This window comes from Prosthecobacter sp. (assembly GCF_044232965.1).
Lineage (GTDB): Bacteria > Verrucomicrobiota > Verrucomicrobiia > Verrucomicrobiales > Verrucomicrobiaceae > Prosthecobacter.
Genome location: NZ_JBIIKX010000017.1, coordinates 37,609 through 63,162, shown reverse-complemented (window position 1 = coordinate 63,162; position 25,554 = coordinate 37,609). Strand labels below are relative to the sequence as shown.

Below are 25,554 nucleotides of genomic sequence, written 5' to 3'. Positions count from 1 at the left end.
CACTCATGGCGTGCTCTCGCCCAAAAGCAACGGTTCCAGCCGTTCCCGCACGATTCTCTCCCAGGACAGCCGCCGCATGAGTCCCCGGCGCCCTTGGCGCGCCTGCACGGCGGTATTCTCACGAATTTTCGCCGCGATCTGCCCTGCGGGCTCGTCCAGATTGAAAAACGTGGCACTTACCGCCACCTCCCGATGCGCCGGGATGTCCGAACAGAAGACCGGCAAGCCATGCAGCGCCGCCTCGATCAGTGGCAGCCCATAACCCTCCGCCGTGCTCGGGAAAAACAATGCATCCGCCATCTGGTAGAGGCTGCGCACGTCATCGTCACTCAAAGTGCCCGATTCGCCGAGAAACACCACGCGATCTCGAACTCCAAGCGATTCCGCGAGTACACTGAGTTCCTCGAAATAGATCGTTCCATCGCTCTGATGCGGGTCTGGAGCTGCGGTGACGACGTAAACCGCCTCTAGCAACTCCGCGAGCACCCGCAGACCAAGTTCGATGTTTTTGCGGCGCACGAAGCGTGTCGGTTGAAGCAGCACGAGACCGGTGTTTTCGAGTTTCAATGTCGAAACACGCTCCGTGAGGCCCAAAACAGCCGCCGCATCCACACCGTTAGGAATGACATGAATCGGCTCCTTCGTCACTTTCGCGTATTCTTGCCGCCGATGCTCCGAAACAGCCACATGCACGGCCTGCGGCACCTGTTCAGCCCAGCGCACGTCATGAACCCAATTGATCCAGCGGATATCAGGCCGTGACTGCGTCAGCGCTATGAGTTCTTCGGTCCAGGCGAGGTCGAAGGGCATGGTGAAGACATTGTGAACGATAACTATGGAGGGGCGACGACTCGTCGCCTCTCCAAACTTGTAGGCCGACGACTCGTCGACGCTCCATATGCGAAAACCGCTCCTCAACTTAGCATTCTCTGGGTTGTGCCGGATGTAGTCATCCACGAACTCCCAGTGCTCCGCGCTGCGGATAAGGCGGTCGAAATAGCCTTTCTGCCAAACCTGTCCGGTTGAGCCGAGCGCTGAATTGATGCCCTTCGCCGAGCGCTCTTTCCAATTTTGGATCACTCGTTCAAGCGGCCAGCCGTCATGCAGCCGCACAAGCACATGCACATGATTGGGCATGACGACGAAGGATTTGAGTGTGTAGCGCTGGCCGTCGAAATAGCACAGCGCCTGCTCGACCGCCTCAGCACAGTCGGTTTGCTTCAAAACGCAGGAGCCTAAACCGATGTCGAGATGTTCGAGGTAGGCATCGGAAAAGTGGCTGTGGTATTGAGCCTCCGTTTCTGGATTCCAGGGTTTCGGGTGCTTCAGCAACCAATCGTCTCGCTCGCTTTTCCATGTCTCAATGAACTCCTGCGGCAGAGAATCCGCCAGCCGCCAGGTGATGAAGCACCAGACACCATCCTGTTGCCAGTGCGGCAGGATGTGCCGGTGCCTCTCAATAGGCCGCATCGGGTGGAGAAACGGCCCATGGAGTGGCGATGAGTCGTCGCCTAGCCATTTTCGGAAGGCCGACGACTCGTCGGCACTCCATAGTTTCACCTCATGGCCCAGTCTCCGCAACGCAGTGGCCTGCTCACCGATGACCCGCTCCACGCCGCCGATCACGGGCGGTTTGGAGTAGTGCAGGATGGCGATGCGCATGCGCCACCATGGAGTGGCGACGACTCGTCGCCAAAAAGAATTTCAATGGCGACGACTCGTCGCCGCTCCTAAACCACGATGTTCACCAACTTGCCCGGCACCACGATGATCTTCTTCGGCGGCTTGCCTTCCATGAACTCCTGCACGCGGGCGCTGGCGAGAGCGATCTTTTCGATTTCCTCCTTCGTGGCCTGAATCGGCACGCGGGCTTTGTCGCGGAGCTTTCCGTTTACTTGGAAGACGACTTCGACTTCGTCTTCGATGAGCGCGGCGGGATCGTAGGTCGGCCAGATAGCGTCGCTGAGCAGGCCGGGATGGGCCAAGGCGGGGAACTTGCTGGCGATGCGGGCGTTCAACTCGTCTGCGAGATGCGGAGCGAAGGGGCTGAGAACTTTCAGGAATGTAATGATGGCCGCAGCGGGCTTCACTTCCGCGCCGGTGAAGGCGTTGGTGCAAACCATCATCTGGCTGATCGCGGTGTTGAAGCTGAGCTTTTCGATGTCTTCCCCAGCCTTCTTGATCGTCTCATGCAGCGCTTTGGTGAGCTGCTTGTTCGCGGGCACGTCTTGCAATGCCGATGACACACTCCAGACGCCTTCGTCATCGACTTCCATGACGAGACGCCACACGCGGGCGAGGAAGCGATACACGCCCTCGACGCCCTTCATGCTCCAGGGCTTCACCTGCTCCAGCGGGCCCATGAACATCTCATACAGGCGCAGCGCATCGGCACCATACTCGGCCACGACGTCGTCGGGGTTCACCACGTTGCCGCGTGACTTCGACATCTTCTGGCCGTCCTCGCCCATGATCAGCCCCTGGTTCACCAGACGCTGGAACGGCTCCGGCGTGCTGACGTAGCCGAGATCAAACAGCACCTTGTGCCAGAAGCGGGCGTAAAGCAGATGCAGCACGGCGTGTTCGGTGCCGCCGACATACAAATCGACGCCGCCGGGCTTGCCGCCGCCCATCCAGTATTTCTCCGCTGCCTCACCGACAAAGCGCTCGCTGTTCTGCGCATCGCAGTAACGCAGGTAATACCAGCACGACCCCGCCCACTGCGGCATCGTGTTGAGTTCACGCGTGGCGGTGGCGGAGTAGCGCACCCAATCCGTGGCTTTCGACAGCGGTGGTTCGGGCGTGCCGGTCGGTTTGAAGTCTTCCAGCGTCGGTGGCAGCAACGGCAGCTCGCTTTCAGGAATGCTGCGATGCTTGCCATCTTCCCACACCAGCGGGAACGGCTCACCCCAGTAGCGTTGGCGGCTGAAAAGCCAGTCGCGCAGCTTGAAGTTCACCGTGCCTTTGCCGAGGCCTTTTTCTTCGAGCCAGGAAGCGATGCGGTGCTTCGCGTCAAGAGTGGTCAAGCCGTCAAGGAAGCCGCTGTTGATCGCTGTGCCGTTGTCGGTGAAGCCTTGCCAGTCTTTGCCTTCGGGCGGCTGCACGACTTGGTTGATCGGCAAATTGAACTTCTTCGCGAACTCAAAGTCACGCTCATCATGCGCAGGCACGGCCATGATGGCTCCGGTGCCGTAGCCTTGGAGCACATAGTCGGCGATCCAGATCGGGATCTTCTCCTCGTTGACCGGATTGATGGCGAAAGCGCCGGTGAAGACGCCGGATTTCTCCTTGGCGAGTTCCGTGCGCTCCAGATCGCTCTTGCGGGCGGTCTTCTCGCGATACTCCTCGACGGCGGCGAGCTGTTCCTCGGTGACGATTTCATCGACGAGGCGATGTTCGGGCGCGAGCACCATGTAAGTGGCTCCAAACAGCGTGTCGGGCCGCGTTGTGAAGACAGTGATCGTCTCGTCGATGCCAGCGACTTTGAATTTCACCTCAGCACCTTCGCTGCGGCCAATCCAGTTGCGCTGGAGCATGCGGATGCCCTCCGGCCAGTCGAGACCATCGAGTTCGTCGATCAAACGCTGCGCAAAGGCGGTGATGCGCAGCATCCACTGACGCATGGGGCGGCGTTCGACGGGGAAACCGCCGACTTCGCTTTTTCCATCCACGACTTCTTCATTGGCGAGCACCGTGCCGAGTTCCGGGCACCAGTTCACCGGCGCGGACGAGACATAGGCGAGACGGCGATGATCAATCTCCTCGCGGCTCAGTCCCTGCGCTTCGAGTTCAGCGATGGGGCGGGCTTTGCCCTCGTCGTTCACATACGAGTTGTAGAGCTTCAGGAAGATCCACTGCGTCCATTTGAAGTAGCCGGGGTCGGTGGTGTTCACCTCGCGATCCCAGTCGTAGGCGAAGCCAAGGCGTTTCAACTGGCCGCGGAAGCCTTCGATGTTCTTTTCCGTCGTCGCACGCGGATGCTGGCCGGTTTTGATGGCGTATTGCTCGGCAGGCAGGCCAAAGGCGTCCCAGCCCATCGGGTGCAGCACATTGAAGCCGGACATCTTCTTGAAGCGGCCGATGATGTCCGTGGCGGTGTAGCCCTCGGGATGGCCGACGTGCAAACCCGCGCCACTCGGATACGGAAACATGTCGAGCACGAAATACTTCGGCTTCGAGGCATCGAAATCAGCATCACCGGGGTTCGGCGTGCGGAAGGCCTTCTTCGCCTCCCACACATCCTGCCACTTCGGTTCAAATTCGGAAAAAGGAAAGGCTTTGCGCTGCTCGCTGGACATAGGGGCGCGGAAGAAGGCGAGGGTAGCAGCGCGGTCAAGGTGGCTTCGCCGTCAAGACTCGCTTCGCGGTCAAGATCGTCAAGACGGCACGCACTTGACCTCTTGACCATTCCTTGACCTTCTTGACGCCTACTTAAACAGCTTCGTTCCCGCCTTCAGATGCTCCGCATGCTCGGCCATGCGCAGTTCCACGCGTTCGCGGATGGTGCGCTCGCCGATGCCGTCGTGCTTGGTGGCGACGAGGGCCTTGAGAAGGTTAATAAGAGACTTCAAATCGTCCATCATGACGAACTCAGGGGCGATCTGGCGGGCGTCGTTGATGTTGTGGTAGTTGCCGAGCGGAATGGAGATGCCTGCGCTGCGAATGCCCGCCGCCTGTGTGGCCGTGGCCTCGCAGGCTCCGGCGTCGAGCAGGCAGCGCTGCACGCGGATGCCCTGCTCCTTCGCCGTGGTCATCAAAACGGACACGGCTTCGCTGTCGAAGATGGAAAGACGATCCCCCACACGAATAATGGGGCCACCGCCCATGACCGCGCCATTCACCGGACGGCTGGTTTCGAGAGAGAGAAACACGCTGTCTTCGCCAAAGGGCCAGTTCTGCGCGAGATGCCAGGCACCGAGCCAGCCCACCTCTTCCGCACGCGTGAAGACCGCATGCACCGTCGTTTGAATGTTCAGGCTGGCGAGTTCGAGGAAAGTCATCACGATGGCGGCGCAGCCGACCAAATCGTCGCAAGCCGTGGCCTCGATGCGGCTGTTGGTGACGTTCACTGGGAAATTCCACGTCGCGATCTGGCCCTTGGCCTTGCGCAAGCCGCGCTTCACGCCTGCTTGCAGCACTTCGGCTGAAACACCGCCGAGGAAGTCCCACTCGTCACGCTTCGTGCTGCCGGGCGGCTTGACGAAGGCGGGGTGGTCCATGTGCGCGGCCAGCACCCAGGTGGGTTTGCTCTTCGACTTGCCGTTTTTGTAGGTGGCCAGCAGGTTGCCAAACTTGTCGCGCTTCAACTTCACATGGCGGCAGTCTTTCAGCAGGGCCTCGATCTCGGCACGGACATGGTATTCATGAAACGGAGCGGTCGGCTGCTTGAGGAGTCGCTTGAGAATGTTGTTGAGGTTGGGCGATGCCATGCGCCATCGTAACGCGATTTTCCCAAACACCAAACGCCACTTGAAGAAGCTCCGCTATTTCTTTGAAACCGCCCTGATCGAGTCCACCGCATGGCTCCTGCCGCGTCTGCCGCGAAGTTTCATCCTGGGATTGTCACGCAGCTTTGGCACCATCGCTTACCTTGCCGACACGCGTGGGCGCAAGACCGCCCTGGACAACCTGCGCTGCGCCTTTGGGGACCGCTACACGCTGGCGGAGCGCAAACGCATCGCCCGTGGCTCATACCAAATCTTCGCCCGCACCTTTCTCGACCTGTTCTGGTCCGCTAGGCTCACGGCGGAGACCTGGCAGCAGTTTTTCACCCTTCATCTGCCGAAGCTGGAGGACGAGGAGCAGGCGCGGCAGACCGGTGCTGTGTGGGTGACGCCGCACTTCGGCAACTTCGAGCTTGTGAGCATGGTCTGGGGCTTTCGCGGCTTCAAATTCACCGTGGTGGCCCAGGACTTTAAAAACCCAACGATCACCAACGTCTTCAAGCGTCTGCGTGAGCATTCCGGCCACGACGTGATCCCGCAGGAAAACGCCATGCTCAAGCTGATGAAGGCGCTCAAGCGCCAGGGGCACGCGGGTTTGCTGACCGACCTGAACATCGAGCCCGGCAAGGCGTCGGCGGCGATTCAATGCTTCGGCCTTTGGACCTGCGTGCCGACGCTGCATGTCGAATTGGCGAAGCGGCTTGGACTCTCCATCATGACCGGCGTCTGCCGCCCCCTGCCCGATGGCAAATACGAGGTTCACATTTACGAGGCCATCAAGCCCGGCCCGGACGAGGACACCCGTGAACTCACCCAGCGGGTGTGGAATCACTTCGAGAAAGCGATCCGTGAGCACCCGGAATGCTGGCTGTGGATGTACAAGCACTGGCGTTATCGTCCGGTCGGTGAGTTGAGCGCCCCGCATCCTGATTACCCATACTACTCCAATCTTTCGAACGCCCTGATCGACATGATTCCGCCCGATCTGCGACCGCAAGACAGCGTGCCGCCCAACTGTGCCGCAGCACCCTGAAAGAGTTGGCCGCGCGAGCCAGTTTTTTCATTGCCCGTCGAGTCCGCCGCTCGTAAACCTTCCGACTTCAAAAAAACCAGCCCAATGTCCATCCCCCATCTTCCCGCTCTCCGCAAAGGCCGCCCTTATGAGTCACTCGACAAAGCCCAGGTCAAAGATCACAAATCCGGCGAGGTTTGCGCCGAAATCAGCCAGGTGAACGCTGGCATCGTGCGCAAAGATCTGGCGAAGATCGGTGAAGCACGGGCGGCGCTGAAGAAGTTCACGGTCGAGCAACTCATCGAGATCACGGCGAAAGCAGGCGAGTTGTTCCTGAATGGCACGCTGCCCCTCGGCGACAAAGGCCACACGCAGACGCCGCAGGAATACATCGCCACGCTTTCTCGTACCAGCGGCCTGCCGCATGTGATGGTGAAGCGCAACATGGCCAAGCTGCACTTTGCGCTGACGAACATGAAGATGATCCTCAACGGCCTCACTCGCGGCCTGGATCTCAGCGTCATTGATCGCGGCTTCGGCACGCAGTCCGGTTGCCCCGTGTCCTATTTCCCCACCACGAAGTCCCTGGGCCTCGTGATGCCGAGCAATTCGCCTGCCGTGAACTCACTCTGGCTGCCAGCCATCGCGTTGAAGATTCCCGTCGTCATCAAACCCGGTCGTGAAGAGCCGTGGACGCCGTATCGCCTCATCCAGGCCTTCATCGCCGCCGGAGCACCTCCCGAAGCGTTTGGTTTCTATCCCACCGATCACGAAGGCAGCGGCGAAGTCGTCAAACTCAGCGGTCGCAACCTCGTCTTTGGCGATGTGGCGATGGCGAAGATGTATGAAGGCAACCCCTCCGTGCAGGTACACGGCCCCGGCTGGAGCAAGATCATCATTGGCGAGGACAAGATCGAGAACTGGAAAGACTACCTCGACGTCATGGTCGCCTCCATCAGCGACAACGGCGGACGCTCCTGCATCAACGCTTCTGCGGTCATCGTGCCGAAATACGGCAAGGAAATCGCCACCGCGCTCGCCGAACGCCTCGGCCCGGTGATGCCGACGACTTCCGACGACGAAAACGCCCGCCTCGCTGGCTTTGCGAACGTGAAAATGGCCGACTACATCGACAGCGCCATCGACAACGATCTCAAGACACCCGGTGCCGAAGACGTGACCGCACAGTTCCGCAACGGACCGCGCAAGACCGAGTTCCAGGGCGGCACCTTCCTACGCCCCACGATCATCTGGTGCTCCGACAACAAGCACCCGCTCGCCAACCGCGAATTCCTCTGCCCCTACGCCAGCGTGCTCGAAGTGCCGCAGGGCGAGGTGCTCGGCCGCATCGGCTACTCGCTCATCGTCACCGCCATCACGCAAGACGCGGCCTTCATCAACGACCTGCTCGAATGCGGTGACATCGACCGCCTCAACATCGGGCCGATCAGCACGATGAAGATCAGTTGGGATCAGCCACACGAGGGCAACATGTTCGAGTTCCTCTACAAGCGCCGCTCGATTGACTGCGCGTGAGGTTCGTAGTTCCGCCTTTAGGCGGTCAGAACATTCCGCCTGAAGGCGGTACTACAAAACCCAATCCATGTCACTCGCCCCCTTCGATCACCAGCCGCGCACGCGCCTCATCTATGGCAACGGCACGCTGGCGCGTGTCGGTGAACTCGCCCGCGATCTCGGTGGCAGCCGGGTGCTGATCGTGAGCGATCCCGGCATCGTCAAAGCGGGCTATGTGGTGCGTGCGGTCAGTTTTCTCGTCGATGCTGGATTGGAGACCCGCGTGTTCGGCGAAGTGCGGGAGAATCCCAGCACGGAAGATGTGGACCGCTGTTTGGCCGTGGCCCGCGAGTTCAAAGCCGACTTCATCATCGGCCTCGGCGGCGGCAGCAGCATGGACACCGCCAAAGGCTGTAATTTCATCCTCACCAATGGCGGGCGCATGCACGACTACTGGGGCGTGGGCAAGGCCACGAAACCGATGCTGCCACTCATCGCGATTCCGACCACCTCCGGCACCGGCAGCGAGTGCCAGAGCTTCGCGCTCATCTCCGATGCCGAAACCCATGTCAAAATGGCCTGCGGTGATCCCAAAGCCGCCGCGAAGGTCGCCATCCTCGATCCTGAACTCACCGTGTCACAGCCGCAGCGCGTGACGGTTTGCACCGGCATGGATGCGCTCTCGCATGCGCTCGAAACGGCGGTAACAAACAAGCGCAATGCCTTTTCATCGCTCTACTCGCGTGAAGGCTTCCGGTTGTGCCACAGCGGCTTCAGCCGGGTGCTGCGTGATCCGAAAGACCTCGAAGCGCGCGGCATGATGCTGCTGGGCGCAGCCTACGCAGGCGTGGCCATTGAGAACAGCATGCTCGGTGCCGCGCACTCCTGCGCCAATCCGCTGACGGCCAAGTTCCACGTCGTCCATGGCGAGGCCGTGGGCGTGATGCTACCCCACGTCATCCGTTTTAACTCCAACCTGCCCGAAATCGCCGCCGTGTATGAAAGCTACTTCGACGGCGACCTCGCGGACCGCGTAAGCGAACTGCTGTGGGAAGCGAAAATGCCGCGCCAGATCTCCGAGTATGGAGTGAAGGAAGAACACCTTCTCGATCTCGCCGAAATGGCCGCCAAGCAATGGACCGCGCAGTTCAATCCGCGTGAGCCGAGCGTGGAGGATTTCGTGGGGCTATATCGAGCGGCGTTGTGAATCCAGCAGAAGGAATGGAACAGGAGATAACGAAGAGAACGGAGTCTCAGAAATCCTCCGTTACCTTTGTTATCTCCTGTTGAAATACGGATTCATGGTTAAGAGACGGCTGTGACTCCCACCGAACATCTCGATCAACTGCTGGCCCGGCCGGAGCCCCTGCTGGCGCTGGCACCGATGCAGGATGTGACCGATCTGGCCTTCTGGCGGCTGATGGCACGCTATGGCGGTGCGGATGTGTATTACACGGAGTACTTTCGCGTGCATCCCGACTCGCATCTCGACAAGCCGATCCTCGCTTCCATCACGCAGAATCCCACGGGCAGGCCGGTGGTGGCGCAGATGATCGGGAATGACATCCCTTCCCTGGTGCGCAGTGCCAAAGAGCTGCAACATCACGAGATCGCAGCGGTGGATCTGAATCTCGGCTGCCCCGCACCCATCGTGTACAAAAAATGCGCCGGGGGCGGCCTGCTGCGTGATGTGCCGCGCATCGAGGGCATCCTCGGCGCGCTGCGGGAGGCGGTGACGGTGAAGTTCACGGTGAAAACCCGCCTCGGCTTTGATGACACCGAGACCATCGACGCGCTGGTGCCGTTGTTTGCAAAGCACGGCGTCGATCTCGTCACCATCCATGGCCGCACGGTCACACAGATGTATCGCGACGGCGTGCGCTACGACTTGATCGGCACCGCCACGGCGAATCTCCCCTGCCCCGTGCTTGCCAATGGCAACATCGGCTCCCATCTCGATGCGGAGGCCGTCACGCGGCAGACGGGCGTACGCGGACACATGCTCGGGCGCGGGGCCATTCGAAATCCGTGGCTGTTTGATCAGATCCGCCAGCACGTTCGCGGCGAGCCCGTCTTCCAGCCCAGCGCCGCTGACAAACTGGCGTACGTTGAGGAACTGTACGAGACCGTCACCCTTCCAAACACGCGTGAACTCGACCAGGTGAACCGCCTCAAGAAGCACCTCAACTTCTTCAGCCCTGGGCTGGAGGATTCAGAGGGGTTTCTGAATGAGATGCGGCGGTGCACGACCCGATCCGGACTGCTGGAGGTTTGTTCACGATTCTTGAAGGTCTGAATGAACCGTCATTTGACGACCCTGACCTCGCATTGGACATCTTCGCCAGCTTATGCTATCCGCACGCCCCATGTTTCCCGCCCGAACCCTCGTTTCCGTCCTCGCTCTGGCTCCCGCGCTGCTTTGCGCTGCGGAGAAGATTGATTTCAACAAGCAGGTGAAGCCTTTGCTCGAAGGCGCCTGCACGCACTGCCACGGTGCCAAAGAAGACAAAGGTGACTTCCGCATGCACACGCTGGAAGACATCAAAAAGGGCAACGAGAACGGTCCGGGCCTTGTCCCCGGAGATTTGAAGAAAAGCGCGATTTACGCGACGCTGCTGCTGGATGCGGAAGATGACATGGTCATGCCACCGAAGAAGGAAGGCCTGCTGGAGAAGAGCCAGATCGAGGTGCTCAAAAATTGGATCGAGCAAGGTGCCGACTGGCCTGCCGGCGTGGTGCTGGAGCAGACGCCGCGCATCAAGTTTGAGAAGCACATCCAGCCAATCCTGGAGATGAACTGCGTGTCCTGTCACAACAAGGAGAAGGCCAAGGGCGACTGGATCATCACGACCAAGAAGGAAGCCTTCGAGAGCGGCGAGAACGCACCCAACATCGTGCCCTTCGATTTGAAGCAGAGCGCGATTTATCATCTGACCGCATTGGCGGCGGACGAAGATGATCTGATGCCGCCGAAGAAGAGCGGCGGCCCCTTGAGCAAGGAAGACATCAACTTCCTCAAGCTGTGGATTCAGCAAGGCGCACCGTGGCCGGATGATCTGAAACTGACGGCCAAGGAGAAGAAAGCCCCAGGGACGAACAACCCGGACAACCTGGAGTTGGTGAAGAAGATCCACGCGTTCATCGTGCAGACCTCGAAAGAGAAGGCCGAGGCCGACATGAAACCCTACGACTCGAAAATTCCAAAGACGGGCATTCCTTTCAGCATGGTGGCGATCAAGGGCGGTGAGTTCCTGATGGGCAGCCCAGACAGCGAGGCAAATCGTGGCGATGACGAAGGCCCGCAGGTGAAAAAGACGCTCAAGCCGTTCTGGATGGGCAAGTATGAGGTGACGTGGGATGAGTATGAGCCCTTCCAGCTCACCAGCATCGGCCGCAACAAGGACGGCTCCCGCCAGGTGTGGAAACCGACCGACAAGCCGGAAGATCTGATCTCCCAGCCGACGCCGCCGTATCAGCCGATGGATTTCGGCATGGGCCGCGAGCACATGCCTGCCATCTGCATGACGCAGCACGCAGCGAACAAGTACTGCCAGTGGCTCAGCGCCCAGACCGGGCATTTTTATCGCCTGCCGACTGAGGCGGAATGGGAGTATGCCGCCCGCGCCGGCACGAAGACCGCGTATTTCTTTGGTGATGATCCCGCACAGCTCAAAGAATATGCGTGGTATTTCGACAACGCGCCGAACTTCCAGTATTCGAAGGTGGGTGCGAAGAAGCCGAACCCTTGGGGGCTTTACGACATCTACGGCAACGTGTGTGAGTGGTGCCTGGACCAATACACGCCGACAACACCCGCCGCCGCGATCCTCGGCAACGCCTGGGTGCCCTCGAAGACCCCCTACCCTCATGTGGCTCGTGGTGGCACCTACGATGATGATCCTGAGCTCTGCCGCAGCTCCGCCCGCAAGGCCTCGGACGCTCTGTGGAAGCAGCAAGACCCGCAGTTGCCGAAAAGCATCTGGTACCTGACCGACGCGACGTGGCTGGGCTTCCGCATCGTGCGTCCGCTGGAGATTCCGACCGTGGAAGAAATGTTCGCCGCTTGGAACAACGGCGTGGCAAAGGAATAACTCGTTAGTCATCCCACTTTAGACTCTCTGCGGGCCGCTGATTTTCAGCGGCCCGTTTTTTTGCTCGCCATCATTGTAGAAGTGCGCTCATGCTGCCGTTTGCTTCGACTTCTTTTTCACCATGTCCACTCCCTCCTCCCCTGCTCCCAAAGGCGCTGTCGCCGCCCTGATCGCCGCGTTTCTCGGCTGGCTCTTTGATGGTTTTGAAATGGGGCTGTTCCCGCTGATCGGCAAACCGGCGCTGCAGGATCTGCTGCCAAAAGAGTCGGTGCTGGTGCAGGGGCAGTGGTTCACAGTGATCATCGCGGTGTTCCTCGTCGGTGCGGCGACGGGCGGCGTGCTTTTCGGCTGGCTGGGGGACAAACTGGGCCGCGTGAAGGCCATGACGCTGGCCATTTTCACCTATGCCATCTTCAGCGGCCTTTGCGCCTTCGTCACAGAGGCCTGGCACTTCGCCGGTCTGCGCTTTATCGCCTCGCTCGGCATGGGCGGCGAGTGGGCGCTCGGCGTGGCGCTGGTGAATGAGATCTGGGGCGGTAAGAACCGCGCCTGGATTGCCGGCATGATCGGCGCGGCGTCCAACATTGGCTTCCTGCTGACCGGTCTCATCAGTTGGCAGCTCAACGCCAGCCTGGACATCGTCACGGGCTGGATTCACGCCTTTGGCCTGTCCCCGGAAAACACGGAATACCTGCTCCACAACCGCGCATGGCGTTTCATCGCTGTCAGCAGCGCTTTGCCAGCGCTCATCAACTTCTTCATCCTGATCTTCGTGCCGGAGTCCCACAAATGGGAGGCGGAGAAAAAATCGGGTGGAACGTCTCATTGGGCCACGATGGACCTGCTGGGCGTGCTGATCGCCTGCGTGGCGGCGCTGGGCATCATCTATGTGTGGTCGCCGATGTGCTCGTGGGGCGGTTGGATCGCTGCCATCGTGACTGTCGCCGGTCTGGGGATCGCCCTGTGGGGTTATTTGCACCCGGTGCGTCAATACATGAGCCGCTCCATGGCGGCGGGCAGCACGGATGCCGCCGAGCACGGCACGATCATGCGGAATCTCCTGGTTGGCGCGAGTTTGGCGGCCGTGGCACTGCTGGGAACCTGGGGTTCCGCGCAGCAGGCAGCACGTTGGGCCTCCGACTTGGCGCCCAAGGGCAGCACGCTGCCGATCATCGACTACGTCGTCATTGCCACCGCGCTGGGTGCCATCCTAGTCACGCTCATCACGCCGCTGGTGGCAGACAAGCTCGGCCGCCGCGTCACCTACACCCTGCTCTGCGTTGCCAGCCTGGCCGCCTCGCTCGGCTTTTTCAGAATCAACGTGCCCTTTTTGGGTAACAGCATCCCATCGAGCCTGCTGATCAGCTCGTTCCTGCTGGGCGGCATCACCGCCTCGTTCTACGGCTTCTTCCCGCTCTATTTCCCGGAACTGTTCCCCACCAGCGTGCGTGCCACGGGCCAAGGCTTTTGCTTCAATTTCGGCCGTCTGATCGCCGCCATCGGTGCCTTGCAGCTTGGCAACCTGATGAGCATTTTCGCCAGTGACAAAGTCAGCACCGTGCAGGCGGCGGCAAACGCCTACTCGATCCTATCCTGCGTTTACCTCGTCGGGATGGTGGTCATCTGGCTTGCACCGGAAACCAAGGGGCGCTCGCTGCAATAGGGGCGGGAAGCTCCAAAAGGGCAGCAGTCGGCTGAAATGAAATTTCTTGCCATCCAGACCTTTCGAGGATAATAATTCAGGCATATTAACCTCTCACAAATAAGAACAACTCCACCCCGAATCAGTATAAATTTATGGATTCTATGAATTTATCTTGATCCTATCTTTGGTATTCGTTACATTACCCATAGTTCGAGACTTTCTCGGAACCCATAGCTCTAAGGAACCAACTTCATGATCACCGGAACCACCACCCCAGCCAAAGACCACGCCAAACTGGCAGATTTCATTCTGTTCAGTCAGCGTGAGTTCCTGCTGAATCTCTCCCGCGAGCTGAATCGGGATAATATCTCTTTCGCTCAGTTCTTCCTGCTCGGTTACCTCGCCACATCGAAGGAGCTGACCATGACGGACATCGCTCGTAAAATGGGCCACTCCACAGCTGCTGCCACGGGCCTCGTGGACCGCTTGGAAAAACTCGGCTACATGGAGCGCACCCACGCCATCGACGACCGCCGCAAGGTGCTCGTTCGCATCACTTCCCGCGGACTTGAGCTTGTGAGCCGTCTGCGTGACGAGCTGCAAAACCAGGTGGCCGCTGCGATGAGCGAAACGTCCTCCGAGGACGCCGCCAGCTTCATGACCTCCTATCGCACGCTGGACACCTCGGTGGCGAGATAAGTCAGCCATAGTTTTTGCCCAACGAAAAGGCACGCGGCTTCATCCGCGTGCCTTTTTGTTGGGTCGAACAGCACTTCCTTTCCCAACATCCGGCAAAACAGCACGCCTTGAAGGTGAAACGCGGGCCTGATCCAAATGGGACGTCAGATTCCGCAGCGGCCTATGGCTGCGTGCGTTTCAGGACCGAAGGCTCCGACCAGTTCCAGAACTGCGGCTCCAGCAACCGCTCGTAATTGGAGGAAGCGGAGTCGATGTGGTTGTGCGGATCGTCTTTGACGCGCTGGGTGGTGCCTTTGAGCTGGCCGGCCTTGATGGCTTTTTCGACGGCCAAGTCATTGATCATCCAGGCCAGGATCACGCCCTCTTCAGGCAAGCGCATGAGGATGACCTGTGGTTTACCCTCTTTGTCGTTCGCTTCACCCACGAGAGCGAAGCAGAGTTTTACCTTGTTGTCATCGCTGGCACGACGCATTTGGAAGCTCATGGGCTTGTCTTTCTTCTCATCCGGCTCGGTCATTTTAAGAACACCCTTCGCCGCATCGGTTACCGTGAATTGAACCTTGCCATCGTCATCCAAAGGCATCCAAAGGCCGCTCCAGTCATCTGACTTCAATTCCAAAGGTTTTAGGCCGAAATCTTCACTCACCGTGGTCTCGGGGCAGCCGCTCAAGAGGCAGGCAAGCAGTCCGCAGGCGCAGAATCGAAGAAACGGGGTGTTCATGGCGGGGGTTTGGGCGGATTCGCCTCCGGGGCCAGTTGCTCGCGCAAGGTGCCAGCGCCGGAAGGCGGCGAAAGCGTGACACCACGGGTTGGAGGAGCGCTCTCGGCAGGCGCGGTCACGACCGGCGGCGACTTGATGATGGGAATGGCCTTGGGCACGTTTTTTTCAGGTGCCGCAGCGGGTGCGGGGACGACTGCGGACGATTTGATCTTGGCGGCCTCAATTGGAACACTGGTGCGTTTCTTCTGCCAAAGAGCGGAGCCGGAGAGATGGGCGCTCATGGCTCCGATGATCATTGATCCGCCGATGAAAACAGCAGCCTTCAGCCACATCGGCACATCCTCACGCGGCATGAGATATTCAGCCGAGGTTGGCGGCGCGCTGGCGGCGGCGCGCGCCCAGTCAGGCGCATCAGGCGGCGTGGGTTCGCCTCCCGCGTTTTTAAACAGCAGTTCGGCAAAACCGATGTTGGCCTCTTCCGTGGCGCGTGCCGCGCCACCGGTGGTGAGCGGCACCACCGCCTTCTGCCCCGCCAGCGATGCGGAAAACTCACGCTTCACAGGCGACGGCTGGGTGACTGGAAGCGTTTTGGAGCGAGGCTTCAAGCCTATCTCAGGCGCAAGTTCCGTGCCGCTCTTCCGCATGGCAGGTTCAGGCGCCGTCTTCACCAAGTCATAATGTTGAATGATGCGGGCGTAACGGGCCAGAAAATCGCCTCGCAGCGCAGGCTTTGACTCCGCCACCTTCGCGATCTCGTCGTTAAGCAGGCGCTCGACGGTCTCGCGCTCACGCGCCCCGCCTTCCGGCTCCACAATAAGACCGGCGGGCGATTCGAGGCCGAGCAGAAATTTGCACAGGCCAGCGAGCCAGCCGGCATGCCATGTGGTTGGGGCGTTGGACTTGGCCGGTGGCAGCAGCACGGCGGGGTCGGTGCCTCGTCCTGACATCGAGGCCAGCGTTGGGTGCGCCCGCACGATGATGTTGAAGGCGGGCCATTCGTTCAGCTTTGACACGAGGAGTTTTGTGCTGCGCGAATCCTCACGCGCAAAACCGGTCAGCAGAAAAATATCCTCCAGCCGCAGTTTGCTGACCGGCAAGGTGGAGTTTTCGAGCTGTGTGAGCGCGGAATCGAGCCCAGCAAGCACCAGATAAGCCTCCTGAACCTCCAGGCAGCGGCGCTCGCGCATCAAATCGGCCAGGCTGATGCCCTCGACGATCTCCTCGGCCAGGCAGGTGATGTCCTCGGCCTCGTTGACAAGCGCCAGGGTGACGAGACCGGAGTTGTCCCGCTGCTTGGTGATCTTGATGGCGGAATCATCAGCCTCCTTCACACGGGCGGAGGCAGTACGCGCAGAGGGCACCTGCTCGATGAGCACCGAGCGGCCCGTCTTGGTCAGCGTGCCGCGCATGCTGTAGGGATTCGCCATATCGAGGCGCTGACTTTGAATGCGCACGAGATTCACCAGCCCGCGCGCGACTTCCTGATAACTGGCCAGCAGCGGTGCCAGCAAGGCGCGCGGCTTCTGCGCGGTCGGGATCTCACCGGAGAGATGATCAGGCGCGAGTTTTTGCAGGGCATTGCGCAACTCCCGCATCGGAGCGATGACGCCCACGGCCGCGCTGGCAAGGCAGGAGCCGAGCAGTTCGGTGAAATCCGCCGCAGGCATCGACTGGTCCGGCAGCGTCGGTCCCCCGCCCTGCTCGGAGAGAAAGCTCCTGAGAAATTTGGCCTGCTTTTCAAAGTTGGTCTTCAACGCTCGCTTCTTGGCGGCGGGGTTGTCCAGCACGCGAAAGTCCGCCGCCAGCACCTGCACCGCCTGCGGCGCGTTTTGCACGATGCGGAGGCTGTCCAAGGGCGACTCAGTGAGGTATTCCCCGCGCTCGCACACCGCCACCGCCGTCTCCAGCGCCCGGCAGGCGATCATGATGGCCAGCCAGCCGGGGATCTCCTGCTGTCGTGCCAAGTAAGGCCGCAGTGGCTCGCCGTCGATGTTGCTGGTGATGTAAAACGGGTTCCCCTCGTCCTCGCCAAACTCAATCAGCCGCGCCAGCGTGGGATGGCCGCGCTTTTGCAGGGATTTGCACGCCTCCTCGAACGCAGCGCGGTTGGCCAGCGGCTCCAGCAGTACATGGCAGTGGACGTATTCGAGTCGCTGCACGTCGAAGGCCAGCACGGCCACCTGCTCGGCATTGCGCACCAGCTCGACGTTGTTGCCGTCGGCGTCCTGGATGATTTGATAATGCCTGAATTGACTCGGCTCCGACATGGGGGCGCTGGGAGAAGGGTGATGCGAATCAATCCTGCCATGCCTATGGGGTTCAATCCAGCGTTTCGTTCCTGAATACCCGAAATGATCAGTCTATGTGACGCCCTGTCCGTTTTCCATCGCGCTACTTCTGCTCAAACCGTTTCCGCAGTTCATTGAAGTAGCGGCGCACCTGCTCACGACGTGCGGGAGGCAGCGCAGCCTCATCGAGAGCAGATTCCTCGGCTTGAATGGCGTCCAGGGCGGTCTGGGTGGCGGCGCGGGTACTTTGCTCGGTGCGTGGGCCGCCTTCGACGCTGCGCACGGTGCTGCGTCCCTCGTTGTTCTGCTGGGCCTGCACGACGCTTTGTGTGCCGCTATCCTGCTTCTGCGTGGGAGTGTTGTTGAGATCGGCCTTGCCGACGCCGGGCTTTGGGCCTGAACCCGGCATAGCAATGCTCGCGCCGCCGGGTGGCTGGTCAGAGTCGCCAGGCATGATGAAGGTGGGTGCTTTGTCGTCAGGTTTCGATGCCCCAGGCACGGGCGCGAAAAGCATGGGCTGGCCGTTCGGCTGCGGGTTGTTTTGACCAGGCTGGCCGGGCTGTCCCTGCCCCATCGTCATTTGTTGCGGCTGTCCATTGCCTTGCTGCGGCTGTTGCTGCTGCATCTGCTGACCTTGCTGGCCCAGACCGGGCGGTGTGAGCATCTGCTGTGGTTGTTGCGTCTGTCCGACCTGGGACGTGCTGCCCTGCTGCCCTTGCTGGCTGTTTTGTCCTTGCTGGCCCGCCTGGCTCATCTGCTGCATCGACCCGCTATCGTTTTGACCGGCGATGCTGCTGCCGGAGTCACGCAACTGCTGCGCGAGTTGCTGCAGTTCGTCGCGGGTTTGCTCCCGCAAGGCGAGATCGTTCAGTTTCTCGGCGAGCTTTTGGAATTCATCGCCAGCGCCTGCTGCGTTGCCCTGCTGCATCTGATCACCAGCGGCGAGGACGTTCTGACCGACAGTGCGTTTGCGATCCGCCTCCTCGGACTGCTGCTTCACGTCCTTGAGTGTTTCATTCATGCGCTCCTTCGTCTCGCTGCTGAGCTGCGGTGATTTGAGCTGGTTGGCGAGCGTTTCAGCGGCTTTGGCGGCGGCCTGGGTGTTCTTGGCGGCCACGGAATCGCCGAGGTCGGCGGTGTCGGCATGCTTGCGCAGCTCTTCGATGAGTTTTTCGGACGCCCAGGCTTCCTTGCCGCTGCCAAGCTCGTCGGCGAGTTTTTCCGCATCACGAGCACGGCGTTCAAGTTCGGCCAAAACGCTGCGAGCATCCTTGCCTGCGGCATTGGCGAGGTCTTCGGCGGTCTTTTGCACTTTCTGCTTCAAGTCTTCCACCTGCTTGCGCTCCTCATCCTTCAGGCCAGCAAGTTTCTTCTTCTCCCAGTCGGTCTGCGTGATTTTTTTGGCTTCCTCGGCGGCCTTGCGGGTCATTTCCGCGTCCATCGGAATGGCTTCGGAAGGTGGCGCGGTGACGATGCTCACCAAGCTGCCGAGAATCGCGATGCCCAGCGGCAGTGCGAGCCAGCGGTCCGGCCGCAGTGGCAGATCTTTCCGCAACCCAGGCAGCGCCTGCGGCAAAATCTCACGCTGCACAGCGATGTGCGCGCGAGCAGCGTCTCCGTCTTCGCGACGTTGCTCAAACCACCACGCGGAGGCGAAAGCCTCGCGCCTGCCTGCGGCCTGATCCCACAACGCAAGCGCGCTGAACTCTCCCGGACGCTGCCACCACGCATAGGCCAGACTTCCCGCCAGCCATAGCAGCAGCCCAAGCCACGGCATGAGCGCGGCTGAACCACGGAGCAGAGCCAAAGCCAAAAGCAGCAGCACCAGCGAGGCCGGAATCAGCGTCATGCGCAGCACCGCCAGCCAGCGCCGCAGCACCACCCACACCTGCACCTTCCGCGCCACGAGGGCGAAGGCGGCATCAGCGGTGATGGACGTGCTCATGGCAGTCATTACACCTCAGAACGCAGGCAGGGCCAAGTACTTTGGGCGGGAAGTGTGGGGCGGCTCAAACAGCGCCCCACAACACTTACGCAAACTTCGTGATGCCAGGCTGTGGCAGCGGACCCGGATTAAACTTGTCGCCGAACTTGAGGTTGTCGGGCGCGAGATCCTGTTTGGAGGACATCATGGCCAGGGCGACCCGCTGCGATGCCGGCTCGCCTTTGCCGCCAGCGGCAGGAGCCGAGTCGTCTTTCCAGGCGAGTTTCTGGCCGGTGTAGGCAGCCTCACGGCCCATGATCGCGATGAGCGTGCTGCTCATCATGCGGTCGCCGTCGTTGACGACCTCGCCTTTGCGGATGGCATTGAAGAGCGCCTGATGCTCAAGGTCGTACATGTTTTTCTCCTCGCCACGCCAGCGCCAGCGCTTTTCGCCTTCGATGAAGGGCGCGGAGCCTTTGCCGATGACGAGACGGCCCTTGGTGCCCAGGATATTGTCAATGACCTCGTTGTGGCAGCCGGTGATCTGGCGGTTCGTGAGGTGGCAGATGGTACCGCCCTCCCACTCGTAGGCGCAGTGGAAATGATCGAAGATATTGCCGTCTTCCGCAGGGCGCTGACGGCCGCCGGTGGCGATCACGCTGACCGGTGGCTGATCCTTCATGGCCCAGCAGATCTTGTCGAGGCTGTGCACGGCCTGCTCGACGATGCTGTCGCCGCTGAGCCAGGAAAAATTGTACCAGTTGCGCACCTGCCACTCGACATCGCCCATCCCCGCAGGACGGCCTGCGGCTGGCGGCATGGGTTTGACCGGACCGGCGTAGTAAGTGGCCACAATGCTGGTGATGTCGCCGATCTGGCCGTCGTGCAGGCGCTTGTAGCACTCGATACGGCTGGTGGAGTAGCGCCAGCAGAAGCCGGCCACGAGATTGAGCTTCTTTTGCTTCGCTTTTTCGACCGCGGCCTGCGCCACGCGATAACCGGCGGCATCCACGGCCATCGGCTTCTCACAGAAGATGTGTTTTCCGGCCTCCACGGCGGCGGTGAGATGCTGCGGACGGTATCCGGGCGGGCTGGCGAGCAGGACGACGTCCACACCGCTGTCGATGAGCTTCTGATAGGCGTCGAGGCCGGTGAATTTCTTGTCCGGCTTCACATCCACGCGGTCTGGGAACTGCGTGGAGAGGTTCTTGATGCTGTTCTCGATCTGCGTGTCGAACGCGTCCGCCATCGCGACGATTTTCGCGTTGTAATCCGCGCCGAGAGCCTGGGCTGCCGCGCCAGTGCCGCGTCCGCCGCAGCCGATGAGACCGATCTTCAACGTCTCGTTGGAATCCGCCTTCTGCTGGGCGCTCAAGGAGGTGGCGGCGGTGATGACAGCGGGAGCGAGCAGCGTGCCTCCGCTGGCATTGAGAAAGCGACGGCGTGAAAAGAGAGTGACGGCAGGATCAGACATGAGTGTGGGTTGGGGAAAACGAGAGCCAAGATTTCGCCATGGAGATGGCAATCCTTTCAAGCAAAGACTGGAATCACAGCGCTGAGGCCGCCAACTCACGCATGGCGCGGGATGACCTTGGTCGGACCACTGGCCTCGGGCGGATGATCGCCGGTGTCGAGCTGACCCAGCGGTTGCGTGGCCTCGCGGCTGTTTTCATCGTCTGGGGCGGGGTGCAACAGCGCCTCCACCAGCAGTTGAGTGTCATCGAGGAAGGTCAGACCTGCACGGCGTAGAAAATCCACCTCCGAGGCATGCGTGTGAAGGGTGATGAGCAGGCACTCGCCCTGGAGCAGGGCCAGCACAAAGACGCCCTCATAGCCGAACCAGAAGCTTTTCACATCGCGGTCGCCGCCGCTGGAGAAATGCGCGTGCGCGTCATGCACGGCCTGAAGCAGACGCTCGGCGCGGAATTCTTCAAAGGGCAGCAAGTTGATGAGGATCTGACGCCGCCAGCCAAGCAGCAGGCCGTTGACGGCGCCGCCGTGCTTGAGGCGTTCGAGTGCGGAGCGTAGAGAAGGAGTGATCGTGGCAGCCATGGTGATTTATGCCTCCATCGAGTTCACGCGTGTGAGCAGCTCAAACATTGGGATGCGCTCCCCGATGAGCGCCCCGGCACCGGGGTCTTGCGCTTCCGTGCCCGCGTCGAAGTAGGCGAAGTTCAGGGTGAAGTCCTCTTCTTGCAGCGTGCCGGTCCAAGGAGCGCCGAGATCCAGGCAGTCGCCAATTTTCAGGCCGAAGTGGCGCAGGCCCTGAAAATCAGCGGCGTAATTGTTCACGGCCTCCTGGCCGCTGTCACTGGCCACAAGGCCGTCTTTGAGGGTGAACAACTGCAAAGGCAGCGGCGGAACATCGGTGGCGCTCATGGGAAAAATCAGATTGCAGCCTGTTCGTCTCAAAAAACCGCCCGCGAGGCAAGCACAAAGCACGGCTGCCTCAAAAAAGCCTCCTCAGGCAGCGGGTTCAAAGTCCCCTGTTTCATGTGCGCTCTTCGTGCTATCACTCCGCATGACCGCAACCGCCCCCAGCTTCAAAGTCGGCAATGAAAAGCTCATCAAAGTGCTGCCCAATGCCGCGAACCGCCTCCTGGGCCTCCTCAAGAAGCAGGGCCGGGCCGACAACGGCGCCCTGCGCGTGGCCGTCGTCGGTGGCGGCTGCTCCGGCCTTCAATACAAAATGGACCTCGTCGATGGCCCCGCCAACCGCGATATCATGGTCACCTCCAGCGAGGTGCGCGTCGTCATTGACCCCAAAAGCGCCCTCTTCGTCTCCGGCTCGGAACTTGATTACAGCGATGATCTGCAAAGCGGCGGATTCAAAGTGAAAAACCCCAACGCCGTCGTCACCTGCTCCTGTGGCGAAAGCTTTTCTGCCTGACGCCCGATGACAAACGCTTTCGCCCTCCTCGGCCTGCCACGCGCCGCCGCGCTTGATCCCGAGGCCTTGCAGCAAGCCTGGTTGGCCGCCAGCCGCGCCGCGCATCCCGACCAGCCTGGGGGCGATGCCGCGCATGCCGCCGAGGTCAACGCCGCGCACGAAACGCTGCAATCCCCCGAGAAACGCCTCAAGCATCTGCTTGAACTGCATCAAGCACCGTGGCGTGCTGTTCCGATCGACGACTCGATGATGGCGATCTTCAGCCAGCTCGGTCCGCTGCTGCAAAACGTCGCCGCCAGCCTCAAGCGACGCCAGTCAGCCGCCTCCGCGCTCGCCAAAGCCCTGCTGGCACCTGAGGAAATGCGCCTGCGTGAGCAGCTTGAGGAACTAGGCACGCAGTTGGAGGCGCAACGATCCGCCTTGCTCGCAGAACTGCCCGCGCTCGACTCCCGGCTGGGATCGGGAGACACCGCCATCCTCATCGAATTGCAGACGATGCAGGCGAAGCTCGCTTATCTCGCCAAGTGGCAGACGCAGGTCCGGGAATCGCTGCTGAGTCTGATGTGAGATCATTCTTTTTCATTGCCGCAGCATTTTTGACGGTCATAATCCGCCCCGTTGTCAGGGGGCTATAGCTCAGTTGGTAGAGCGTCTCGTTCGCAATGAGAAGGTCAGGGGTTCGAATCCCCTTAGCTCCACCACGACAGCGAACACGAGCAGGCACGGCCATTGGAACGGAGTTGAACTAGCCTGCTCTGGAGGTTGAAGATAAAAAAAATGCTTTCTTCCGCGCCTCACCCAAGAAAATCCTTGTCGGATGAGTGTGACCGCCGCTAGTAGTCCGCTCCCTATTTTTCGTTTTTCATTCACCCTGGAGGAAATCACCCGTGAAGTTCAAATGCCCCTCATGCGACATGCAGCTCAAAGCCGAGCCCGAAATGGCAGGCAAAGTCGTCCGCTGCCCCGGCTGTAACACCAAGCTCAGCATTCCCGCCAGCGTCGCCGCACCGCCTCCTTCAGGTTTGCCCCCCCCTTCAGGCCTGCCAGCTCCCAGCGGTGTCACACCTCCTTCTTCCACTCCTGAGGATTCTTTCGGTGCTGAACATGAGCACGAACACGGAGCCCCTCAACACTCAGAGGAACAGTCATACTCTTACCAGCCCAAGGAACGCGGTGGTTGGGAGGAAACAGACCCGGCGAATCCGAATCCCTGGCTTGCACTTGCCATCGGTGCAGTGGCTTCGCTGGCTTGGTTCGGCATCATGTTCCCCTTCGGCAAAGGCGCATACGGCACTACGCCGGTGGACACCATGGACTACATGCACGACCTGTTTCTGGAGCGCACCTGGGTGAACTACATGGAGACGTTTTTCTTCTTCTGGGCGGTGGCATTGCTCTACCTCAAGGGGCAGAAGCTGCGGCACCAAAAAGATGCCATGCTGCTCGATGTGTTGCCTGCGGAAATCGCTTCCGAGATCAACCGTGAGAATGTTGGCCAATTCATCGACCACCTCTACGGATTACCCGCTCGCCTGCGTGACAGCCTCATGGTAAACCGCATTCGCAAAGGCCTGGAACTCTTCGAGGTTCGCCAGAGCAACGGCGAGGTCAGCAACATGATGAGCGCCCAGTCCAATATCGACGGTTCGCGTATCGGAGGCAGCTACTCTCTTGTGAAGGTCTTCCTCTGGGCCATTCCGATCCTGGGGTTCATCGGCACCGTGCTTGGTCTTTCGGTTGCCATCGGCAGCATCGATCTCAGCGACATGACGGACATGGAGAAGGTCATGAAATCCTTTGGCAGCGTGACCAGCGGCCTCGGAACCGCGTTCGACACGACGCTGCTCGGCCTCGTGCTCGCCATGTTCCTGAACTTCCCCATGAACGCCGTCTCCAAGTCGGAGGACGACAATCTCAATAACATCGACGCCTTCTGCAATGAAATCCTCCTGCCACGCCTGAATGACGGCGGTGGCGTGGCCGGCGGCGACTCCAACGGCCTCATGGACACGCTCGTCAAAGCCGTGGCCAGCTCGCAGAAGGAATTCCTCGTCGATCTAAACTCCCTCTCCAAGCAGATCAAGGAGCAAGCCGACAATCTGGACAAACGCGCCGCCTCCCATCAGCAGCGGGTGGACGCTGAGTTCGCCACCGCGCTCAACCGCATGCGTGACGACCTCACCAACGCGGTCAAAGACAGCGTCAAGACCACCACCGACTACACCCGCGCCCTTTCCAGCGGCATCCAGAGCCTCAACACCCTGCTCTCCGAACTCGGCGGCAAGCAAATCCTCATCCATCAGGTGAAGAAAAAAGGCTGGTTCAGCCGCGATTGAGCCACCCCCATCGTTTAATCCGCAAACCTCATGGCCCAGCGTCGCCAATCTGAAGGAGGAGAGGTTTCCCTTTTCCCCTTCCTCAGCATCCTAGCCTGTCTCATTGGCGCGCTCGTGTTCATGATCGTGGTGCTCGTCATGGCCCAGATGGACAAGGCCAAGGGACGCGACCCGGAGGACATCCGCCGTTCGCAGGAATACATCAAGCTCAAGAAGGAGATAGAGGATCGCAAAAAGCTGGATGTCGTCCTCAAGGATAAGCTCGCCACGCTCGAAGAGATGCAGAAGCAGGTTAACGAGAAGGAGCAGCAGTTCGTCAAGCTGCGCAAACTGCTCACCACCTCCAAGGACATCCAGGAGGCGAACATGAAGATCAGTCAGCAGATGCAGAAGGAGCTGGATGATCTTCTGACCGAGATTGAGGGCCTCAAACTGCAGCAGGTGGAGAGCAAAAAAGAGATCGTCACCCTCATGGCCGAGATCAAGAAGCGCCATGTGCCTGAGGATAAAAAAATCCCGCCTGTGGTCGTCCAGCCTTCCGGCAGCGGCATGCCGGAGGACACCAAGGTCTTCTTCGTCGAAGCGGGTGGAGGTGCACTGAAAATTCTTGGAGCCTGGGGTGAAGAATACCGCCTCAGCGCCACACCGGAAGTCGTTGTGGCAGACGCCAAGTACAATCACTTCCTTGCTGAGATCGCCAAAAACCCAAAGTCTCTCATCCTCTTCCTCGTGCGTGATGATGGCGCGGGTGCTTTCAACAACGGTGCCGGCCGTGCCGAAGCCGATTACAGCATCCGCGTCGGCAAGCTGCCCATCCCAGGCCGTGGTGTGCTCGATCTCGCATTGTTTGAAAAATACCGTGGTACCATTCCACCGCCACCGGCTGTAGCACCAACGCCGCCAGCGGCACCCGGAGCCACACCGCCGGCAACAACAACACCAGGCGCGACCCCACCGCCTGCGACCAAGTAACCCCTCCACCGACTTCA

General features: G+C 60.4%; 20 protein-coding genes and 1 tRNA gene. 12 read left to right on the top strand and 9 right to left on the bottom strand.

Going from position 1 to position 25,554, the window contains the following annotated elements:
* Positions 1–3: 3 nt before the first annotated feature.
* The 3 genes from ACILSI_RS09655 to ACILSI_RS09645 all read right to left on the bottom strand — a co-directional run bounded on the left by ACILSI_RS09655 (position 4) and on the right by ACILSI_RS09645 (position 5,429).
* Complete coding sequence (locus ACILSI_RS09655) at positions 4–1,662, bottom strand: glycosyltransferase (protein WP_395721665.1); 1,659 nt, start codon at positions 1,660–1,662, stop codon at positions 4–6.
* Positions 1,663–1,730: 68 nt separating this feature from the next.
* Positions 1,731–4,298, bottom strand: coding sequence for a leucine--tRNA ligase (leuS, locus tag ACILSI_RS09650; RefSeq protein WP_395721664.1), 2,568 nt, complete (start codon positions 4,296–4,298; stop codon positions 1,731–1,733).
* 129 nt (positions 4,299–4,427) lie between these two features.
* A complete protein-coding gene (locus tag ACILSI_RS09645) occupies positions 4,428–5,429 on the bottom strand; it encodes a M20/M25/M40 family metallo-hydrolase (RefSeq protein WP_395721663.1) in 1,002 nt (333 codons plus the stop codon).
* Between ACILSI_RS09645 and ACILSI_RS09640 the strand changes: the two genes are divergently transcribed.
* The 7 genes from ACILSI_RS09640 (at position 5,428) to ACILSI_RS09610 (ending at position 14,406) form a co-directional block, all read left to right on the top strand.
* Positions 5,428–6,477 (top strand): lysophospholipid acyltransferase family protein, encoded by a 1,050-nt coding sequence (locus ACILSI_RS09640; protein ID WP_395721662.1) that lies wholly within the window; start codon positions 5,428–5,430, stop codon positions 6,475–6,477. The genes ACILSI_RS09645 and ACILSI_RS09640 overlap by 2 nt on opposite strands.
* A gap of 84 nt (positions 6,478–6,561) precedes the next feature.
* A complete protein-coding gene (locus ACILSI_RS09635) occupies positions 6,562–7,992 on the top strand; it encodes an aldehyde dehydrogenase family protein (protein ID WP_395721661.1) in 1,431 nt (476 codons plus the stop codon).
* 67 nt (positions 7,993–8,059) lie between these two features.
* Entirely contained in the window at positions 8,060–9,178 is a 1,119-nt protein-coding gene (locus tag ACILSI_RS09630) for an iron-containing alcohol dehydrogenase (RefSeq protein WP_395721660.1), read from the top strand.
* 111 nt (positions 9,179–9,289) lie between these two features.
* Positions 9,290–10,267 carry a tRNA dihydrouridine synthase gene (locus ACILSI_RS09625; protein ID WP_395721659.1) on the top strand — a complete coding sequence of 326 codons (978 nt, stop codon included), beginning with the start codon at positions 9,290–9,292 and terminating at the stop codon, positions 10,265–10,267.
* Between the two features lie 70 nt (positions 10,268–10,337).
* On the top strand, positions 10,338–12,062 hold the full coding sequence (locus tag ACILSI_RS09620) for an SUMF1/EgtB/PvdO family nonheme iron enzyme (RefSeq protein ID WP_395721658.1): 1,725 nt from the start codon (positions 10,338–10,340) through the stop codon (positions 12,060–12,062).
* Positions 12,063–12,183: 121 nt separating this feature from the next.
* Positions 12,184–13,725 carry an MFS transporter gene (locus tag ACILSI_RS09615; protein ID WP_395721657.1) on the top strand — a complete coding sequence of 514 codons (1,542 nt, stop codon included), beginning with the start codon at positions 12,184–12,186 and terminating at the stop codon, positions 13,723–13,725.
* Between the two features lie 234 nt (positions 13,726–13,959).
* On the top strand, positions 13,960–14,406 hold the full coding sequence (locus ACILSI_RS09610) for a MarR family transcriptional regulator (protein ID WP_395721656.1): 447 nt from the start codon (positions 13,960–13,962) through the stop codon (positions 14,404–14,406).
* A gap of 160 nt (positions 14,407–14,566) precedes the next feature.
* Here the strand turns inward: ACILSI_RS09610 and ACILSI_RS09605 are convergent, their stop codons facing one another.
* The 6 genes from ACILSI_RS09605 to ACILSI_RS09580 form a co-directional block, all read right to left on the bottom strand.
* Positions 14,567–15,127 (bottom strand): hypothetical protein, encoded by a 561-nt coding sequence (locus ACILSI_RS09605; protein WP_395721655.1) that lies wholly within the window; start codon positions 15,125–15,127, stop codon positions 14,567–14,569.
* Entirely contained in the window at positions 15,124–17,394 is a 2,271-nt protein-coding gene (locus ACILSI_RS09600) for a hypothetical protein (protein ID WP_395721654.1), read from the bottom strand. The genes ACILSI_RS09605 and ACILSI_RS09600 overlap by 4 nt, the downstream gene beginning before the upstream one ends.
* 124 nt (positions 17,395–17,518) lie before the next feature.
* Positions 17,519–19,360 (bottom strand): hypothetical protein, encoded by a 1,842-nt coding sequence (locus tag ACILSI_RS09595; protein WP_395721653.1) that lies wholly within the window; start codon positions 19,358–19,360, stop codon positions 17,519–17,521.
* 85 nt (positions 19,361–19,445) lie between these two features.
* Entirely contained in the window at positions 19,446–20,813 is a 1,368-nt protein-coding gene (locus ACILSI_RS09590) for a Gfo/Idh/MocA family protein (protein WP_395721652.1), read from the bottom strand.
* 95 nt (positions 20,814–20,908) lie between these two features.
* Entirely contained in the window at positions 20,909–21,391 is a 483-nt protein-coding gene (locus ACILSI_RS09585; RefSeq protein ID WP_395721651.1) for a hypothetical protein, read from the bottom strand.
* Between the two features lie 6 nt (positions 21,392–21,397).
* Positions 21,398–21,718, bottom strand: coding sequence for a hypothetical protein (locus ACILSI_RS09580; RefSeq protein WP_395721650.1), 321 nt, complete (start codon positions 21,716–21,718; stop codon positions 21,398–21,400).
* Between the two features lie 142 nt (positions 21,719–21,860).
* On the opposite strand from ACILSI_RS09580, the gene ACILSI_RS09575 reads away from it, so the two are divergent.
* The 5 genes from ACILSI_RS09575 to ACILSI_RS09555 all read left to right on the top strand — a co-directional run bounded on the left by ACILSI_RS09575 (position 21,861) and on the right by ACILSI_RS09555 (position 25,537).
* Positions 21,861–22,229: a HesB/IscA family protein gene (locus ACILSI_RS09575; protein WP_395721649.1), complete on the top strand. Its 369-nt coding sequence runs from the start codon at positions 21,861–21,863 to the stop codon at positions 22,227–22,229.
* Between the two features lie 6 nt (positions 22,230–22,235).
* Positions 22,236–22,796, top strand: coding sequence for a hypothetical protein (locus ACILSI_RS09570; protein WP_395721648.1), 561 nt, complete (start codon positions 22,236–22,238; stop codon positions 22,794–22,796).
* 58 nt (positions 22,797–22,854) lie between these two features.
* Positions 22,855–22,930: transfer RNA gene (locus ACILSI_RS09565), tRNA-Ala, on the top strand.
* Between the two features lie 213 nt (positions 22,931–23,143).
* Positions 23,144–24,565: a MotA/TolQ/ExbB proton channel family protein gene (locus tag ACILSI_RS09560; RefSeq protein ID WP_395721647.1), complete on the top strand. Its 1,422-nt coding sequence runs from the start codon at positions 23,144–23,146 to the stop codon at positions 24,563–24,565.
* A gap of 30 nt (positions 24,566–24,595) precedes the next feature.
* Positions 24,596–25,537, top strand: a complete 942-nt coding sequence (locus ACILSI_RS09555) for a hypothetical protein (RefSeq protein ID WP_395721646.1) — start codon at positions 24,596–24,598, stop codon at positions 25,535–25,537.
* Positions 25,538–25,554: the final 17 nt, after the last annotated feature.

Bases quoted from the DNA above. Each gene is read 5' to 3' on its own strand.
- ACILSI_RS09655 (WP_395721665.1), bottom strand. From the start codon at position 1,662: ATGCGCATCGCCATCCTGCACTACTCCAAACCGCCCGTGATCGGCGGC.
- leuS (WP_395721664.1), bottom strand. From the start codon at position 4,298: ATGTCCAGCGAGCAGCGCAAAGCCTTTCCTTTTTCCGAATTTGAACCG.
- ACILSI_RS09640 (WP_395721662.1), top strand. From the start codon at position 5,428: ATGCGCCATCGTAACGCGATTTTCCCAAACACCAAACGCCACTTGAAG.
- ACILSI_RS09645 (WP_395721663.1), bottom strand. From the start codon at position 5,429: ATGGCATCGCCCAACCTCAACAACATTCTCAAGCGACTCCTCAAGCAG.
- ACILSI_RS09635 (WP_395721661.1), top strand. From the start codon at position 6,562: ATGTCCATCCCCCATCTTCCCGCTCTCCGCAAAGGCCGCCCTTATGAG.
- ACILSI_RS09630 (WP_395721660.1), top strand. From the start codon at position 8,060: ATGTCACTCGCCCCCTTCGATCACCAGCCGCGCACGCGCCTCATCTAT.
- ACILSI_RS09620 (WP_395721658.1), top strand. From the start codon at position 10,338: ATGTTTCCCGCCCGAACCCTCGTTTCCGTCCTCGCTCTGGCTCCCGCG.
- ACILSI_RS09615 (WP_395721657.1), top strand. From the start codon at position 12,184: ATGTCCACTCCCTCCTCCCCTGCTCCCAAAGGCGCTGTCGCCGCCCTG.
- ACILSI_RS09610 (WP_395721656.1), top strand. From the start codon at position 13,960: ATGATCACCGGAACCACCACCCCAGCCAAAGACCACGCCAAACTGGCA.
- ACILSI_RS09605 (WP_395721655.1), bottom strand. From the start codon at position 15,127: ATGAACACCCCGTTTCTTCGATTCTGCGCCTGCGGACTGCTTGCCTGC.
- ACILSI_RS09600 (WP_395721654.1), bottom strand. From the start codon at position 17,394: ATGTCGGAGCCGAGTCAATTCAGGCATTATCAAATCATCCAGGACGCC.
- ACILSI_RS09595 (WP_395721653.1), bottom strand. From the start codon at position 19,360: ATGAGCACGTCCATCACCGCTGATGCCGCCTTCGCCCTCGTGGCGCGG.
- ACILSI_RS09590 (WP_395721652.1), bottom strand. From the start codon at position 20,813: ATGTCTGATCCTGCCGTCACTCTCTTTTCACGCCGTCGCTTTCTCAAT.
- ACILSI_RS09585 (WP_395721651.1), bottom strand. From the start codon at position 21,391: ATGGCTGCCACGATCACTCCTTCTCTACGCTCCGCACTCGAACGCCTC.
- ACILSI_RS09580 (WP_395721650.1), bottom strand. From the start codon at position 21,718: ATGAGCGCCACCGATGTTCCGCCGCTGCCTTTGCAGTTGTTCACCCTC.
- ACILSI_RS09575 (WP_395721649.1), top strand. From the start codon at position 21,861: ATGACCGCAACCGCCCCCAGCTTCAAAGTCGGCAATGAAAAGCTCATC.
- ACILSI_RS09570 (WP_395721648.1), top strand. From the start codon at position 22,236: ATGACAAACGCTTTCGCCCTCCTCGGCCTGCCACGCGCCGCCGCGCTT.
- ACILSI_RS09560 (WP_395721647.1), top strand. From the start codon at position 23,144: ATGCAGCTCAAAGCCGAGCCCGAAATGGCAGGCAAAGTCGTCCGCTGC.
- ACILSI_RS09555 (WP_395721646.1), top strand. From the start codon at position 24,596: ATGGCCCAGCGTCGCCAATCTGAAGGAGGAGAGGTTTCCCTTTTCCCC.